Below are 16675 nucleotides of genomic sequence, written 5' to 3'. Positions count from 1 at the left end.
GGGCCGGCTGCACAGTTTTTTTTGGGAGTTTCGTAAATGGCAGTTGCCTCCGGCGCCTATAAGAAAGCCCTCGAGGGCGACCAGACACCGAAGAAGGTGCTGGTCAAAATCGACCGGGTCACGAAGAAGTTCGACGAGACGATTGCCGTGGACGATGTGTCCCTGGAAATCAAGAAAGGCGAGATCTTCGCCTTGCTCGGCGGTTCGGGTTCGGGCAAGTCCACCTTGCTGCGCATGCTCGCAGGCTTCGAGCGCCCGACCGAAGGCCGCATCTACCTCGACGGTGTGGACATCACCGACATGCCGCCCTACGAGCGGCCGATCAACATGATGTTCCAGTCCTACGCCCTGTTCCCGCACATGACCGTGGCGCAGAACATTGCCTTCGGCCTGCAACAGGACAAGATCCCCAAGGCCGAGGTCGACGCCCGCGTGGCCGAGATGCTCAAGCTGGTGCAGATGAGCCAGTACGCCAAGCGCAAGCCGCACCAGTTGTCCGGTGGCCAGCGCCAGCGGGTTGCCCTGGCGCGCTCCCTGGCCAAACGCCCGAAGCTGCTGCTGCTCGATGAGCCGATGGGCGCACTGGACAAGAAGCTGCGTTCGCAGATGCAGCTTGAGCTTGTCGAAATCATCGAGCGCGTCGGCGTGACCTGCGTGATGGTGACCCACGACCAGGAAGAGGCCATGACCATGGCCGAACGCATCGCGATCATGCACCTGGGCTGGATCGCGCAGATCGGCAGCCCCATCGATATCTACGAAACCCCCACCAGCCGCCTGGTGTGCGAGTTCATCGGCAACGTCAACATTTTCGACACCCAGGTGGTCGACGACGCCGAAGGCCACGCGGTGCTCAAGTGCCCGGACCTGGACCGCGACATCTACGTGGGCTACGGCATCGCCACCTCGGTGGAAGACAAGTCGGTGACCTACGCCATTCGCCCGGAAAAGCTGCTGGTCACCACCGAAATGCCGACCTGCGAACACAACTGGTCCAGCGGCAAGGTGCACGACATCGCCTACCTGGGCGGCCACTCGGTGTTCTACGTAGAGCTGCCGAGCGGCAAGCTGGTGCAGTCCTTCGTCGCTAACGCCGAACGCCGTGGCCAGCGGCCGACCTGGGGTGACCAGGTCTACGTGTGGTGGGAAGACGACAGCGGCGTGGTACTGCGCTCATGAACATGAAGAAGCTCAAGCGGCGCTTGCACCGCATCGTCCCCAGCGGCAAGCAGGTGGTCATCGGGATTCCGTTCCTGTGGCTGTTCCTGTTTTTCGCCTTGCCGTTTTTCATTGTCCTGAAAATCAGCTTTGCCGAAGCCGACGTGGCGATCCCGCCGTATACCGAGATCTACACCTACGTTGAGCAAAAACTGCAGGTGGTGCTGAACCTGGCCAACTACCAGTTACTGGCGGGGGATGAGCTGTATATCTCCGCCTACCTGGGCTCGCTGAAGATGGCCTTTTTCAGCACGCTGCTGTGCCTGCTGATCGGCTATCCGATGGCCTACGCCATTGCTACCGCGCGCAAAGAAATGCAGACCGTGCTGGTGCTGCTGATCATGATGCCGACCTGGACCGCCATTTTGATCCGCGTGTATGCGTGGATGGGCATCCTCAGCAACAACGGTTTGCTCAATGGTTTCCTGATGTCCATGGGGCTGATCAACGAGCCGCTGCAGATCCTCAACACCAACATCGCGGTGTATATCGGCGTGGTTTATTCATACCTGCCGTTCATGATCCTGCCGCTGTACGCCAACCTGGTGAAGCACGACCAGAGCCTGCTTGAAGCTGCATCGGACCTGGGTTCGAGCACGTTCAACAGCTTCTGGAAGATCACCGTGCCGCTGTCCAAGAACGGCATCATCGCCGGTTGCATGCTGGTGTTTATCCCGGTGGTGGGCGAGTTCGTGATCCCTGAACTGCTCGGCGGCCCGGAAACCCTGATGATCGGTAAAGTGCTGTGGCAAGAGTTCTTCAACAACCGTGACTGGCCGGTGGCGTCTGCCCTGGCGGTGGTGATGCTGGCGATCCTGATCGTGCCGATCATCCTGTTTAACCGCAGCCAAGCCAAAGAGATGGAGGGCAAGATATGAAGCGCGTCAGTTTCTCAAGCTTCATGCTGGTGGCGGGGTTGTTGTTTATCTACCTGCCGATGCTGATCCTGGTGATCTACTCGTTCAACGAATCCAAACTGGTGACGGTGTGGGGCGGTTGGTCGATCAAGTGGTACGTGGGCCTGCTGGACAACACCCAACTGATGGGCTCGGTGGCGCGCTCCCTGGAGATCGCCTGCTACACGGCGGTGGCCGCGGTGGCACTGGGTACATTGGCGGCGTTCGTGCTCACGCGCATCAGCCAGTTCAAGGGCCGCACGTTGTTCGGCGGCCTGGTGACCGCGCCGTTGGTGATGCCCGAAGTGATCACCGGTCTGTCGCTGTTGCTGCTGTTCGTGGCCATGGCGCAACTGATCGGCTGGCCCCAGGAGCGTGGCATCGTCACCATCTGGATCGCCCACACCACGTTCTGTGCGGCGTATGTGGCGGTGGTGGTGTCGGCGCGTTTGCGTGAGCTGGACCTGTCGATCGAAGAAGCGGCGATGGACCTGGGCGCGCGGCCGTGGAAGGTGTTCTTCCTGATCACTATCCCGATGATCGCGCCGTCGCTGGCCGCCGGCGGCATGATGTCGTTTGCGTTGTCCCTGGATGACCTGGTACTGGCCAGCTTCGTGTCCGGCCCGGGCTCCACTACCTTGCCGATGGAAGTGTTTTCGGCCGTGCGGCTTGGGGTTAAACCCGAGATCAACGCGGTGGCCAGCCTGATTCTGTTGGCGGTGTCGCTGGTGACCTTCCTGGTGTGGTTCTTCAGCCGTCGTGCCGAGGAACACCGCAAGAAGGCGATCCAGCAGGCGATTGAAGAAGCCGCTGCCGATGGCTGGCAGCAGCCGGACAAGCGTCGGGCGCCAGCGCCGGTCTAACTGACGGAGCAGGCGCAAACTGTGGGAGCAGGCTTGCCCCCTCCCACAGTGTTGATCCGTTATCGAACTGGCAGCAGTTTCAGCGTGCCCCGAGTATTCGCCGTGATTTCCTCTTCGGTGAAATGCGCCTGTTCGTAACCGCCTTCGATGTAGGTTTCGGCCTGGTCGCTGTAGTGGCGATCAAACGGTACACCGCTTTGTCCCACTGGGTTGATGGTCAGCGCATGGGCCGCGTCGGCGAAGTCGATCAGGCGGCGGGTCGAGGGGCCGTAGGTCACCGGCCACGGTGCGGGGCCGATCGCGGCCGATTGGTTGTTTGGCACCTCGTGGCTGCCGGGGGCCGGGAAGGGGCCGACATTGACGATCAGGTCCAAGGGCTTTTGTGAACCCAGTGGGTGGCCATGGGTAAGGGGGTGCGCCTTGCCCCATTGCCATTGGGCGGGGTCGTCGCCGAAGGTGGCCTTGAGGTGCGCGAGGCTGTTGTCCCAGGCGAGCTTGACGGCGTCGGCGCGTTTGCCGTCCCACCAGGGCGAACTCGGGTCGGCGGCCAGGCGCGGTAAGGCGGCGTCGATTGCCCGGGTGCCGAGCAAGGTCTTGAACAGGTTATCGCCCAGTTTTGGGTGGAAGGCCGCATCCGCCAGGTTGAACAGGAACTGGTTGAACAGCGTGGCGCTGATGGAGTCCAGCGGGTAATCGCCTTTCCAGGCGGCCAGTTGTTCCACCAGCTTGAGTTGCGACGGGTCCTTGACCACCTCGCGCAACACCGGCAACAGCGGCGCCAGCAAGCGCGGGCCGAAGGCGGTCGTGGTGCCCAGTTGCAAGGCTTGGCTGTTGTTTACATCCCACTTCACGCTTTTATCGCTCAACTGCGCGTTCAACTGCTGGCCCCGGTCGGCCAGGTTGTAGTAGCCGGGGATCTCCATGCCGCTGGGCGATACCGGTTGGGCATTGGCCGAAACCACATAGCCGCGCGCCGGGTTTTCTTCCTGGGGGTTGGCGCTGAAGGGGTAAAAGCCCAGCTTGTCGGCCTGGGCGGTGCTGCCGTCGAGGATAAACCCAGGGTTGGCACCGGCCGGGCGGATCGGCAGTTGCGCCGCGGCCCACCAGCCGATATCGCCCTTGGCATTGGCCCACACAATATTCAGCCCCGGCGCAGAGACCTTGGCCGCTGCGGCCCGGGCCTTGGCCAGGGTATCGGCGCGGTTGAGCTGGTAGAAACCTTCGAGGATCGGGTTCTGGGTGTCGAGGAATGCCCACCACATCGCGATTGGCGTGTTGCCGGCGTTCTCGCCGAGTACGTCATTGATGATCGGCCCATGGGGCGACTGACGCAGCGTGAGGGTGACCGGGGCCTGGCCCTTCACCGCGATCTGTTGCGCGCTGCTGGTCATGTCTACCCACTGGTCGTGGTACCAGACCTGATTGGGGTTGGCCGGGTTGACCTTTTCGGCGATCAGGTCAAGGTCGTCGTTCTGGAACATGGTCAGGCTCCAGCCGAAGTCCAGGTTGTGCCCCAGGAACGCCACCGGCACCAGCGCGTTGTGATAGCCATACAGCTCGAAGCCCGGCGCCGACAGCTGCGCTTCGTACCATACCGACGGCACTGAAAAGCGAATATGCGGGTCGCCCGCCAGCAAGGGTTTGCCGCTGTTGGTGCGGCTGCCGCTGATGGCCCAGGCATTGCTGCCTTCGAACTGCGGCAAGCCATTGTCGGCCAGGGCCTGGTCGCTCAGGGCGGCTATCGCGCCCAGGGTTTGCCAGTCACCGGCAGCCAGGTTCAGCGCGCCCTTGGGTTGCCAGCCCAGGTCGAAGACGTTCAGGTACTCGCTGCCCAACTGGTCGCGGACGTAAGTCAGCAATGGCTCGGTACGAAACGCGGCGGCAAAACTGTAGGCCAGGTAGCCGGCGACGCTGATGGTGTCTTCGGCGGTGAACCGGCGTTTGGGAATGCCCAGCACGTCGAACTCCATGGGGCTGGCGTGGCTGTCCTGATACTGGTTTATGCCGTCCAGGTAGGCTTGCAGGGCTTCCCATGCGGGGGACTCATGGTCCATGTGTTCCACGTAGCTCAAGGCGCGTTCACGAATGCGCAGGCTGCGAAACAGCTTGTCGGTTTCCAGCAGCTTGGGCCCCAGCACCTCGGCCAGTTCGCCACGGGCCAGGCGCCGCATGATCTCCATCTGGAACAACCGGTCCTGGGCGTGCACGTAGCCCAGCGCGCGATACAGGTCGGCCTCGTTCTCGGCGCGGATGTGCGGCACGCCACGGTCGTCGTAGCGCACCGTGACCGAGCCTCGCAGGTTGGCCAGCGAAACCGTGCCCTGGCGGGTGGGTTGCTTGCTGTACACGTACCAGCCGGCACCGAGGGTGATCAGCACCAGCAGCACCGCGAGAACCCGCAAGACGCGCTTCATGGACTTTCCTTACAGAGAGTGGAGTGACTAACGAGCTTCAGGCCACGAACAATAGCAGCCCACCGCCAGGGTGTGCGTGGCATTCACGTCGCGCCCCGTTCCAAGGGCTTTGAGGATCGGCTCGATGAAGCTGTTGCTCGAATTGCACGTCAGCCCTTCGCTGTAGGGCCCGAAATACGCAAGCTTGCCGCTGCGATCCCAGATGCCCACGGCGGGGCTGGCGGGCACTTGATCGGCGCCGGGCAGGGTTGTGAGGGTTTTCATGGTGCGCAGGTTATCGGGCAGTTGGCCGTGGCTGCCGGGCTTTTGCAGGGCATAGAACTCAACGCCCTGGGGCGCGTACTGCTCGATCAGTTCGCCCAGGTGCTGCTGGTTGCCGACATTGCATGGGCAGGCCGGGTCCCAGAAGTGCACCAGGCGAATCGGGCCTGGCCCGGCGAGGTCGGCGGGCAGTTTCAAGGGGTCACCGGAAAACACCGCCGTGTGCTCGCTGAACGCACGCAGGTAGCGGCCCTGGAACCAGTTATATGCCGCCCATAGCACGCCGGCGCAGAGGATCAGGACCAGGCTGGCGAACAGGGCGTTACGGTAGGGCGGTCGCATTCAGATCTATCCTCGAAGGTCGCGTAGCTTGCCATGCTTGCCCTGACAGATGAATATCGCAGCTCGATATTCATCTTCGCCGTCAGTCTGGAAGCCTTTATGCCCGTCACCTTTGACCCCGATCATCTGCGCGACAGCTTGCGACCCCTGGTGGATGCGCAGCCGCTCAGCGCCGAGGCGCGGGTGTATCAGCGTTTCTACGGCTTGGACCTGGCCGCGCGCAAAGTGCCGGCCGTGAGCCGCCTGGGGCGCTTGAAGGTTGACGGGTTCGCGGTGGTGGCGCAGGTGTGGTGGCCACCCGCTCCGGTGGCGACGATGTTCATGTTCCACGGCTTCTACGACCATATGGGCCTATACCGCCACGTAGTGGACTGGGCGCTGGACCAAGGCTTTGTGGTGATTGCCTGCGACCTGCCGGGCCATGGTTTGTCCAGCGGCGCACGGGCCAGCATCGATGACTTCGCGGTGTACCAGAACGTGGTGCAGGCGCTGTTCGCCCAGGCCGAGGCGCTGCACCTGCCGCAGCCCTGGCACCTGTTCGGGCAGAGTACTGGCGGCGCGGTGGTGGTGGATCATTTGCTCCACCACGGCGCCGACAGCCCGGCGCAGGGCAAGACCTTCCTGCTGTCGCCGCTGGTGCGTCCGCGTGCCTGGGGCTGGTCCCAGCTGAGTTATTACCTGCTGCGGCCGTTCGTCAACGGTATCGCCCGGCGATTCAGCGAGAACACCAACGATCCTGAATTCAAGCCGTTTTTGGAAGCCGACCCGCTGCAACCGCGCCAACTGCCCACCGCCTGGGTGGGTGCGCTGTTGCGCTGGATCAAGCGCATCGAAGCCGCGCCGCGCAGCCCACGGCGGCCGATAATCGTGCAGGGCGAGGAAGATATGACGGTGGACTGGCAGCACAATTTGCAGGTGCTGCGGGGTAAGTTTGATCAGCCGCAGGTGTTGATGCTCAAGCGCGGTCGGCACCATTTGGCGAACGAGATTCCCGAGATTCGCGATGAATATTTCAGCTTTCTCACGGATCAATTGAAGTAACACAGTCCAAATGTGGGAGGGGGCTTGCTCCCGATAGCAGTGTGTCAGGCAAACATTTTTTGCTGATCCACCGCTATCGGGAGCAAGCCCCCTCCCACATTTTTATTACTGCGTCAGGCTTGAGGTGCTTTGGCCAACCGCAAGACCTGCACGAATGGCGGCCAACGCCGCCTGGTAATACGCCTTACCTTCCGGCGACTCCGCAAACGTCGCGAATTCTTCCAGTTCGGGGTCAGACAAGTCTCGATAGACGTACAGCAACGTGTTGTTCAGGTCGTTGCCAATCTGCTGCATCAAGCGTTCGCGCTGCCCATTCAACATGCCTTGTGCCTGGCCGCCGCCCAGTAGGCCGGGGATCATCTGGCTCAGGCTGTCTGCGGCCACGCCGGCAATCGCCAGGCTCACTTCGGCCCCGGCTTCACGGGCAGGCAATGCCTGGGCCAGGTGGCCGATGATCAGGCTGCGGGTCGCGTCGGCTTCGATCTTCGGCAGGCCCTGAGCGTTTTTTGCCAGTTGGTCGCGGCGGGTGGCGAGCAACTCGGCGGCGACAATCTTGCGGCCCAATGGCGATTGGAAGAACGCCAGCGCAGGCTTTGGGTCCGCCAGGTTTTTGCGCAACTGCGCCTCGGCGCGTTGGTCCATGGCCTGGGCGGCAAAGCGCTTGTTGCTGTTGTCCACCAACGCCTGATACACCGCCGGCGGCAGGCTATTGCGGTAGCGCTGCTGGGCCGCACTGAGGGCGTCATTGAAATGCGCACGTTGTTCGGCCCAGCCGGCGACCTTGTACAACTGGTCATGGCCGTCTGCCCAGGCGGGCAAAACGCAGAACATCAGCAAGGAAAAAAACAAACGACGCATATGGACTCCTGTCAGTCGGCCACTATTGTCCGTGTCGGGCGTAGGATTTGTCGAGAAGTCCTATCAGTCACCTGACTAAAGTGTATTCAGACGCTCGACGGCGCTGTCGGATTTGAAGACGTATGGATACTATGCGCGCCATGCAAATGCCCCTTGATCATCCCCTGCTGCAACGCATCGTCGACGACCTGGCCGAAAAAGGTTGGTCGCAGCAGAACGGCTTCCTGCCCCAGGCTCTGACCCTGGAACTGGCGGCTGAGTGCCGTAAACGTGCGGTCGAAGGTGAGTTGGCGCCGGCAGCGGTGGGGCGTGGGCCGGCCCAGGAGATTCGCGAAGGTATTCGCGGCGACCACATCCAGTGGCTGGAGGCGGGCGACGCCGCCGTCTGCGACCGCTACATGGCGGTGATGGACAGCCTGCGTCTGGCGATGAACCGGGGTCTGTTCCTCGGCCTGGAAGATTTCGAAAGCCATTTCGCGATGTACCCGCCGGGGGCGTTTTACCTCAAGCACCTGGATCGTTTTCGCGACGATGACCGGCGCATGGTCTCGGCGGTGATCTACTTGAATGATGCCTGGTTGCCGGAACACGGCGGCCAGTTGCGCATGTACCTCAAGGACGGCGTCGAATACGACGTGGTGCCCAGCGGCGGATGCCTGGTGGTGTTCCTGTCGGGCGAAGTGCCCCACGAAGTCATGCCTGCCACGCGCGAACGCCTGTCCCTCACCGGCTGGTTTCGCCGGCGCGGCAATGAGCCCTTTTGACATGCAAAAGATCCTGGTCAGCCGCTGCTTGCTCGGACACAAAGTGCGCTACGACGGCGGCGCCAGTGGGCCGTTCGATCAACTGGCCGTGTGGCAAGCCGAAGGGCGCGTGATTGCGATCTGCCCGGAAGTGGCAGGCGGTTTGCCGACGCCCAGGCCTCCTGCCGAGATCCCCGGTGGGCAGGGCATCGATGTGTGGGACGGTCGGGCCCAGGTGCTGACCGCCGAGGGCGAAGATTTCAGCGCCGCCTTCCTCGACGGGGCCCGGCAGGCATTGGCATTGGTGCAACGGCACGGCATCCGTATCGCCATCCTCAAGGCCAACAGCCCGTCCTGCGGCAACCTGCTGACCTATGACGGCACCTTCAGCGGCGTGAAGGTCACTGGCGAAGGCGTCACGGCGGCGCTGCTCAAGCGCCACGGTGTACAGGTGTTCAGTGAGCTGGAGTTGCCGGCGGCGGCGGTGCATCTCTCAAGTCTTGAGTAAGTGGGAGGGCAAGCCCCCCACCACTTTAGGATCTACTCAGACTTATCCACCGGTGTTGTTCCTTCAAGCCACTTCTGCGCCAGCGCCTTCAGCCGGCCATCATCCTTTACCCGCTTCAACGCGCCGTCCAAGCTGCTCTTGAACGCCGGGTTGCCCTTCTGGAACGGGATCGCCAGCTCGGGTTTCTCGTGATAAGCCTCGCTGAAATCGAACTGATTCTCTAGCTCGGCAGTCTTAGCGATATGGTTGATGGCCACGTCGTATTTGCCGCTTTCTACACCGGCAAGCAGGTCGGCCTCATCGGTGGTGATAAACGAGGAGCGTACGTCCATTTCCTTGGCCAACTGTTCACCCAGCTCCACTTCAAAGCCGGTGAGCTTGTCGCCTTCCTTGAAGTTGTAGGGCGGGGTGTTGGCTTCAAGGACGATGCGCAGCTCACCCCGATCATTGACGTCGTCGATCAGTTCGGCATGAGCCAGGGGGCTCAGCAGGGGAAGCAACAGTAACAGGCCAGGCGAAACGCGCATGGTCACTCCTAAAGAATTCGAATGTGCGAGGCGCCGTTCCGCATCGCTTTGCTATGGTGGTGAGTGCCTTGGACAGCAATTTGTCGCGAAGTTGTCATAACCCTACAGATTTCACAGAAAAACTGGAGAAGCGAATGAAAGCCTTTTTGACCCGTGCAACCGTTGGCAGCCTGCTGCTGGGGGCCTCGCTGTTGGCCAACGCCGCCGATGTTCCGCATACCCCTGCGCCGAAGGGGGCTGAGGTGTTTATCGTATCGCCCAAAGACGGTGCCACTGTCGACAAGACGTTCACCGTCAAATTCGGGGTAAAAGGCCTGGACCTGGAGCCGATCGACAAACAAGTGCCAGGGGCTGGTCACCATCACCTGCTAGTTGACCGGGACGTGCAATCGCTCAAGGCGGACGAGGCTATTCCAGCCGATGCGACCTCCATTCACTTCGGCAAGGCCCAAACCGAAACCGAACTGACCTTGACCCCCGGTAAGCACACGCTGCAATTGGTGGCCGGGGACAACGTGCATCGCCAATTCGAGCCCACGGTCGCCTCCAAAGTCATCACGGTGACCGTCAAGTAAGCGTTATTCGGACAAAAAAATGGGAGGCCCCTGCGGGTCTCCCATTTTTTGTGCCGCGCTTTTAAAGCGTTAGAACAACACGCGGCTACGGATAGTGCCGTTGATGTGCTGCAGCTTCTCTTGCGCCAGGTCCGAGTATTCGGCGTCTACGTCGATTACCACGTAGCCGACCTTCTCGTTGGTCTGCAGGAACTGACCGGAGATGTTGATGCCGTTTTCCGCGAAGACCTTGTTGATCTCCATCATCACGCCAGGAATGTTCTGGTGGATGTGCAACAGGCGGTGCTTGCCAGGGTGAGCCGGCAATGCCACTTCCGGGAAATTCACGGACGATACCGAGGTACCGTTGTCGCTGTACTTGACCAGCTTTTCCGAGACTTCCAGACCAATGTTGGCCTGGGCTTCAGCGGTGGAGCCGCCGATGTGCGGGGTCAGGATCACGTTGTCCAGGCCACGCAGCGGGCTTTCGAAGATGTCGTCGTTGGAGCGCGGCTCCACCGGGAACACATCGATGGCGGCGCCGATCAGGTGCTTGTCCTTGATCGCATCGGCCAGGGCGTCCAGCTCGACCACGGTGCCGCGTGCAGCGTTGATCAGAATGCCGCCTTTCTTGATCGCGCGGATTTCCTTCTCACCAATCATCCACTGGGTCTCAGCGGTTTCCGGAACGTGCAGGGTCACGATGTCGGACATGCCCAGCAGCTCGGTCAGGCTCGACACTTGCGTGGCGTTGCCCAATGGCAGCTTGGTCAGGGTGTCGTAGAAGAACACCTGCATGCCAAGGCCTTCAGCCAGTACCGACAACTGAGTGCCGATCGAGCCGTAACCGACGATACCCAGCTTCTTGCCGCGGATTTCGAAGGAGTTGGCCGCGCTTTTGATCCAGCCGCCACGGTGGCAGGAAGCGTTCTTCTCGGGAATACCGCGCAGCAACAGGATGGCCTCGGCCAGCACCAGCTCCGCAACGGAACGGGTATTGGAATACGGTGCGTTGAACACCGCGATGCCGCGCTCGCGTGCTGCGTTGAGGTCGACCTGGTTGGTGCCGATGCAGAAACAGCCCACTGCCACGAGTTTCTTGGCGTGATCGAAGATCTCTTCGGTCAGCTGAGTGCGGGAGCGAATGCCGATGAAGTGCGCGTCGGCGATCTTTTCCTTGAGCTGGGCTTCCGGCAGAGAACTGGTGATGTACTCAATGCTGGTGTACCCGGCGGCTTTCAGAACGTCGACAGCCGATGGGTGGACGCCTTCCAGAAGAAGGAACTTGATCTTGCTCTTATCGAGAGAAGTCTTGCTCATCTGCGTAAACCTGTATCCCGGAGAAAATTGGCAGGGAATCGGATCGCTTAAGCTGACCCGGACGGCAGGAAAGCCGTCACCGCAGAAACGCCCTTGGGCTCTGTCCTGCGGGGGCGGTATGCTAGCATACGCGCCCCGCTAACACTCATTCCTGCGACGTGAAGCGTTCTCAGGATGACCATGAATTGTTCGAGAGTTCTGTCGATGACCCATCCTGCCCTGATTGATGAGCTAAAGACCCTGGTTGAGCCCGGCAAAGTGCTGACCGACGCAGACTCCCTGGAGGCTTACGGCAAGGATTGGACCAAGCACTTCGCACCCGCGCCCACCGCCATCGTCTTCCCCAAGACCGTTGAGCAGGTCCAGGCCATTGTGCGTTGGGCCAATGAACGTAAGGTGGCGCTGGTGCCATCGGGCGGTCGCACCGGCTTGTCAGCAGCCGCTGTGGCGGCCAATGGCGAAGTGGTGGTGTCCTTCGACTATATGAACCAGATCCTCGACGTGAACCTCACCGATCGCACCGCCGTGTGCCAGCCGGGCGTGGTCACCAAGCAATTGCAGAACGTCGCCGAAGAAAACGGCCTGTACTACCCGGTGGATTTTGCCTCGTCCGGTTCCAGCCAGATCGGCGGCAACATCGGCACCAATGCCGGCGGGATCAAGGTGATTCGCTACGGTATGACCCGTAACTGGGTGGCGGGCATGAAGGTCGTCACCGGCAAGGGCGATGTACTGGAACTGAACCGCGATCTGATCAAAAACGCCACCGGCTACGACATGCGCCAGCTGTTTATCGGCGCTGAAGGCACCCTGGGGTTTGTGGTCGAAGCCACCATGCGCCTGGATCGTGCGCCGAAAAACCTCACCGCCATGGTGCTGGGCACCACCGATTTCGACTCGATCATGCCGGTGCTGCACGCCTTCCAGAGCAAGCTGGACCTGACGGCCTTTGAGTTCTTCTCGGATAAGGCCCTGGCCAAAGTCCTCGGTCGTGGCGATGTGCCTGCGCCGTTCGAAACCGAGTGCCCGTTCTACGCGTTGCTTGAATTCGAAGCCACCACCGAAGAAGTCGCCAACCACGCCCTGGAAACGTTCGAACATTGCGTCGAGCAGGGCTGGGTGCTGGATGGCGTGATGAGCCAGAGCGAAACCCAGCTGCATAACCTGTGGAAGCTGCGCGAGTACATCTCCGAGACCATCTCCCACTGGACGCCCTACAAAAACGATATCTCGGTTACTGTGTCCAAAGTGCCGGCGTTTTTGCGGGAAATTGACGCCATCGTCGGCGAACACTACCCGGACTTCGAAATCGTATGGTTCGGCCACATCGGCGACGGCAACCTGCACCTGAACATCCTCAAGCCGGAAAACCTGAGCAAGGACGAGTTCTTCGCCAAATGCGCCACCGTCAACAAGTGGGTGTTCGAGACCGTCGAGAAGTACAACGGCTCGATCTCCGCCGAGCACGGCGTGGGCATGACCAAGCGCGATTACCTCACCTACAGTCGCTCACCGGTTGAAATCGAATACATGAAGGCCGTGAAAGCGGTGTTCGACCCTAACGGGATCATGAACCCAGGCAAGATCTTCGCTATTTAAGGAGTCGTTCCATGAGCTACCAGCACAAATACGTCGACGGCACCAACGTCCACTTCCCGGTGGGTAAAGTGGTGTGCATTGGGCGTAACTACGCCGAACATGCCAAGGAACTGGACAACCCGGTACCGACCGAGCCGTTGCTGTTCATCAAGCCGGGCAGTTGCGTGGTGCCGCTGGAAGGTGGTTTCGCCATTCCGACCGAGCGCGGTTCGGTGCATTACGAAGCGGAAATCGCGGTATTGATCGGCAAGCCGCTGTCGAACAAGCCAAGCCGTGAAGAAGTGCTGGACGCCATTTCCGGTTTCGCCCCGGCGTTGGATTTGACCCTGCGCGACAAGCAGGCCGAGTTGAAGGCCAAGGGCCTGCCGTGGGAAATCGCCAAGTCCTTCGATGGCGCGGCGGTGATCGCACCTTTTGTGGTGAGCAGTACCTTTGCCGACGTGACCGACATCGGCATCCGGCTGACCATCAATGGTGAAGTGCGCCAGGACGGCAACAGTTCGCAGATGCTCAACCCCATCGTGCCGATGATTCAGCACATGGCCGGCTGCTTCTCGCTGCAGGCCGGCGACGTGATCCTCACCGGCACCCCGGCTGGCGTGGGCCCGCTGAATGTGGGCGATGAGCTGGTGCTGGAACTGGCCGGCGTGAATCGCTTCGAAAGCGTCGTTCGCTGATTAACATGTGGGAGGAGGCGTGCCCCCTCCCACATTGGCTGGGTGTACACCTTTGCATTTTTTTCACACGCCATCCGGATAATCCCCAGCCTCGACCGCGCGGGCCCGTTGATCCTGTGCTATCACCTACGCTGACTTTCCGGAAAAGCGCCCAATGGCCGTGTCCCTGCCCTCCGCCACACCCAAGCTGCGTTCTCGTTTCGCCCTGCGCTGGTATTCCTGGCTGTTTCTGGCGGGCGTGATCGTCTATGGCGTTTCCTGGGCCATGCATTGGGATGATCGCGGTGTGCTGTGGGTATTGGAGCGATTTGAAACCTCCACCGAACGCAGCGAAAGTGTGTGGCTGCCGGACTATCACGCCGTCATCGATGCCAAGGTGCTGCCGGGCATGGAGAAGGATGAGGCCTCGGACGTCTCTTACAACCCGCAGACCAAAACCCTGTTTTCCGTCATGGGCAAAAACCCCTTCCTCGTTGAGTTGACCCTGCAAGGCGATGTGCTGCGCAAAATGCCACTTAATGGCTGGAGCAACCCGGAAGGGGTGACAGTCATGGAAAATGGCCTGCTGGCGGTGGTCGACGAGCGTGATCACAGCCTGACCATTGTTAAGGTCGACGCCACCACCCAGCACTTGAACAAGGCCGATTTCCCGAGTTACGACCTGGGGCCGTCCAAGGATCAGAACAAAGCGTTCGAAGGCGTTACATGGGACCCGCGCAACCAGCAGTTTGTATTGGGCGAAGAACGCCCGCCGGCGTTGTTCACCTGGAAAAGCGACGGCAGCCAGACCCTGGTTGGCGCCAAGCAAAAACTGGCCAGTGAAGAACTGGACATGCGCAACCTCTCGGCCCTGGCCATCGACCCGCGCACCGGCCACCTGCTGGTGCTGTCGGCCGACTCGCACCTGCTGCTGGAGCTGAACGAGAAGGGCGAACAAGTCAGCTTCATGACCCTGCTCGGCGGTTTCAACGGCCTCAAGAACACCATCCCGCGCGCCGAAGGTGTGACCATGGACGAGAACGGCACCCTGTACGTGGTCAGTGAGCCGAACCTGTTCTATCGTTTCGAAAAGCAGAAGTAGCACACCGATTACGTCGAATACGTCTCCAGTTGCGGCATTCGCCAGACAGACGGGCGCGTTTAAGTTTAAATTCAGACAGGCGTGATATTCATTCGCCACTTTTGATTTTGAGCCCGCCCAATGCGTCGACTAGCCCGCCCCAAACCCATTCTCATTGTGCTTGCGCTGATCGCCCTGATCGGCGCCGGGGCCGTGGCGCAGCATTTTCGCCTGTTCGAGCGTGCCTGGTTCAACTGGCAGGCCTGGCGCCAGCCGACGGATGCGCGTTCCATTGGCCTGGCGGATTACCGCGTGGACTTGCAAGCCCAGGTGATCGAGGGGCTCGACGATGATGTCTCGGCCCTCACCTATGACCCGGTGCGCAAAAGCCTGTTTACCGTCACCAATAAAAACGCCGAACTGATCGAGCTGTCCCTGCAAGGCAAGATCCTGCGGCGTATTCCCCTGGTGGGCTTTGGCGACGCCGAGGCGGTGGAATTTATCAGCGACAACATCTACGTCATCACCGACGAGCGTCAGCAACGCCTGATCAAGGTGCATGTCGACGACGATACCCGCTTCCTCGATGCCGCCGATGCCGAACAAATGACCTTGGGCGTGCACGTCGGCGGTAACAAGGGGTTTGAAGGGTTGGCCTATGACTCGGCGGGCAAGCGCCTGTTCGTGGCCAAGGAGCGCGACCCGATGCTGATCTACGAGGTTCACGGGTTTCCCCATTTCAAACCGGAAAAAACCTACTCGGTGCACGTGATCAACAACCCCAAGCGTGACGCCGGGCTGTTTGTGCGCGACCTGTCGAGCCTGCAATACGACGAGCGCAGCGGCCATTTGCTGGCGCTGTCGGATGAGTCGTTCCTGGTGTTGGAGCTGGATATCGACGGTCGTCCGCTGAGCAGTCTTTCTCTACTCAACGGGCGTCATGGCCTGAGCAAGCGCGTGCCGCAGGCCGAAGGGATCGCCATGGACGACGAAGGCACGTTGTACCTGGTCAGTGAGCCGAACCTGTTCTACGTCTTCAAGGAAACCCAACCCCTGACACACCGCCGAGCAAAAGTGTGTGAGGGGGCTTGCATCAGGCCTTGAGGGTTTTGACGCCTTCAGCGGTGCCCAGCAGCAGCACATCCGCCGGGCGCGCGGCGAACAGGCCATTGGTGACCACGCCGACAATCGCATTGATCTGCGTCTCGAGCTTCACCGGATCGGTGATCTGCATGTTGAACACGTCGAGGATGATGTTGCCGTTGTCGGTCAACACGCCTTCGCGGTATACCGGGTCACCGCCCAGTTTCACCAGCTCGCGGGCCACGTGGCTGCGGGCCATGGGGATCACTTCCACCGGCAGCGGGAAGGCGCCGAGTACCGGCACCAGCTTGCTGGCGTCGGCGATGCAGATAAAGGTCTTGGCCACGGCCGCGACGATCTTCTCGCGGGTCAGGGCCGCGCCGCCGCCCTTGATCAGGTTCAGGTGTTCGTCGCTTTCATCGGCGCCGTCGACGTAGAACTCCAGATCACTCACGGTGTTGAGTTCGTATACCGCAATGCCGTGGCCTTTGAGGCGCGCCGCGGTGGCTTCGGAGCTCGCTACCGCGCCATCGAACGCGCCCTTGTGGCGGGCCAGCGCATCGATAAAGCAGTTGGCGGTGGAGCCGGTGCCGACACCGACGATGCTCTTGTCGTCGAGTTTGGGAAGGATTAAATCGACAGCGGCCTGGGCCACTGCCTGTTTGAGTTGATCCTGGGTCATGCGGGCTCCGGAACGGGCGGGGAGTTATC

17 protein-coding genes are annotated in these 16675 nt (G+C 61.0%); 11 read left to right on the top strand and 6 right to left on the bottom strand.

Going from position 1 to position 16675, the window contains the following annotated elements; translation table 11 throughout:
• Positions 1–36 precede the first annotated feature (36 nt).
• From AB4O25_RS17160 to AB4O25_RS17150, 3 genes are read left to right on the top strand one after another with little or no spacing between them, the layout of a single operon-like run.
• Positions 37–1179 (top strand): ABC transporter ATP-binding protein, encoded by a 1143-nt coding sequence (locus AB4O25_RS17160; protein ID WP_003195240.1) that lies wholly within the window; start codon positions 37–39, stop codon positions 1177–1179.
• Positions 1176–2096, top strand: coding sequence for an ABC transporter permease subunit (locus tag AB4O25_RS17155; RefSeq protein WP_017530904.1), 921 nt, complete (start codon positions 1176–1178; stop codon positions 2094–2096). The genes AB4O25_RS17160 and AB4O25_RS17155 overlap by 4 nt, the downstream gene beginning before the upstream one ends.
• The gene (locus AB4O25_RS17150; RefSeq protein ID WP_017530905.1) at positions 2093–2977 is read left to right on the top strand and encodes an ABC transporter permease subunit; all 885 of its coding nucleotides are present in this window, start codon (positions 2093–2095) and stop codon (positions 2975–2977) included. The genes AB4O25_RS17155 and AB4O25_RS17150 overlap by 4 nt, the downstream gene beginning before the upstream one ends.
• Positions 2978–3036: 59 nt before the next feature.
• Here AB4O25_RS17150 and AB4O25_RS17145 read toward each other — a convergent pair whose 3' ends face one another.
• Positions 3037–5391, bottom strand: a complete 2355-nt coding sequence (locus tag AB4O25_RS17145) for a penicillin acylase family protein (protein ID WP_460149813.1) — start codon at positions 5389–5391, stop codon at positions 3037–3039.
• A gap of 27 nt (positions 5392–5418) precedes the next feature.
• On the bottom strand, positions 5419–5994 hold the full coding sequence (locus AB4O25_RS17140; protein ID WP_017530907.1) for a DUF6436 domain-containing protein: 576 nt from the start codon (positions 5992–5994) through the stop codon (positions 5419–5421).
• A gap of 99 nt (positions 5995–6093) precedes the next feature.
• Here AB4O25_RS17140 and bipL point away from each other — a divergent pair, with 99 nt between their 5' ends.
• Positions 6094–7035, top strand: a complete 942-nt coding sequence (bipL, locus tag AB4O25_RS17135; RefSeq protein ID WP_460150979.1) for a phospholipase BipL — start codon at positions 6094–6096, stop codon at positions 7033–7035.
• A gap of 105 nt (positions 7036–7140) precedes the next feature.
• Here the strand turns inward: bipL and AB4O25_RS17130 are convergent, their stop codons facing one another.
• Positions 7141–7893 (bottom strand): DUF2059 domain-containing protein, encoded by a 753-nt coding sequence (locus AB4O25_RS17130; RefSeq protein WP_017530909.1) that lies wholly within the window; start codon positions 7891–7893, stop codon positions 7141–7143.
• Positions 7894–8024: 131 nt separating this feature from the next.
• Here AB4O25_RS17130 and AB4O25_RS17125 point away from each other — a divergent pair, with 131 nt between their 5' ends.
• Positions 8025–8657, top strand: coding sequence for a 2OG-Fe(II) oxygenase (locus AB4O25_RS17125; protein ID WP_065879394.1), 633 nt, complete (start codon positions 8025–8027; stop codon positions 8655–8657).
• Position 8658: 1 nt separating this feature from the next.
• A complete protein-coding gene (locus AB4O25_RS17120; protein WP_017530911.1) occupies positions 8659–9144 on the top strand; it encodes a 2-thiouracil desulfurase family protein in 486 nt (161 codons plus the stop codon).
• A 32-nt stretch (positions 9145–9176) separates the two neighbouring features.
• On the opposite strand, the gene AB4O25_RS17115 is transcribed toward AB4O25_RS17120, so the two are convergent.
• The gene (locus tag AB4O25_RS17115) at positions 9177–9671 is read right to left on the bottom strand and encodes a transporter substrate-binding domain-containing protein (RefSeq protein ID WP_017530912.1); all 495 of its coding nucleotides are present in this window, start codon (positions 9669–9671) and stop codon (positions 9177–9179) included.
• Between the two features lie 134 nt (positions 9672–9805).
• Here AB4O25_RS17115 and AB4O25_RS17110 point away from each other — a divergent pair, with 134 nt between their 5' ends.
• Entirely contained in the window at positions 9806–10246 is a 441-nt protein-coding gene (locus AB4O25_RS17110; protein WP_017530913.1) for a DUF4399 domain-containing protein, read from the top strand.
• Positions 10247–10315: 69 nt separating this feature from the next.
• Here the strand turns inward: AB4O25_RS17110 and serA are convergent, their stop codons facing one another.
• On the bottom strand, positions 10316–11545 hold the full coding sequence (gene serA, locus AB4O25_RS17105) for a phosphoglycerate dehydrogenase (protein WP_003176761.1): 1230 nt from the start codon (positions 11543–11545) through the stop codon (positions 10316–10318).
• A 204-nt stretch (positions 11546–11749) separates the two neighbouring features.
• Between serA and AB4O25_RS17100 the strand changes: the two genes are divergently transcribed.
• From AB4O25_RS17100 to AB4O25_RS17085, 4 genes are all read left to right on the top strand, one after another.
• Positions 11750–13144, top strand: a complete 1395-nt coding sequence (locus AB4O25_RS17100; RefSeq protein ID WP_116078138.1) for an FAD-binding oxidoreductase — start codon at positions 11750–11752, stop codon at positions 13142–13144.
• A gap of 11 nt (positions 13145–13155) precedes the next feature.
• Positions 13156–13821: a fumarylacetoacetate hydrolase family protein gene (locus AB4O25_RS17095; protein WP_017530915.1), complete on the top strand. Its 666-nt coding sequence runs from the start codon at positions 13156–13158 to the stop codon at positions 13819–13821.
• Between the two features lie 154 nt (positions 13822–13975).
• Entirely contained in the window at positions 13976–14902 is a 927-nt protein-coding gene (locus tag AB4O25_RS17090; protein WP_017530916.1) for an SdiA-regulated domain-containing protein, read from the top strand.
• A 120-nt stretch (positions 14903–15022) separates the two neighbouring features.
• Positions 15023–15985 carry an SdiA-regulated domain-containing protein gene (locus AB4O25_RS17085; RefSeq protein ID WP_460149811.1) on the top strand — a complete coding sequence of 321 codons (963 nt, stop codon included), beginning with the start codon at positions 15023–15025 and terminating at the stop codon, positions 15983–15985.
• Here AB4O25_RS17085 and rpiA read toward each other — a convergent pair.
• Positions 15975–16646, bottom strand: a complete 672-nt coding sequence (gene rpiA / locus AB4O25_RS17080) for a ribose-5-phosphate isomerase RpiA (RefSeq protein WP_017530918.1) — start codon at positions 16644–16646, stop codon at positions 15975–15977. The genes AB4O25_RS17085 and rpiA overlap by 11 nt on opposite strands.
• Positions 16647–16675 lie beyond the last annotated feature (29 nt).

Source organism: Pseudomonas sp. S3_A03 (assembly GCF_054668275.1).
The sequence above is the reverse complement of the archived record's forward strand: the minus strand, read 5'-3'. Positions and strand labels throughout refer to the sequence as shown.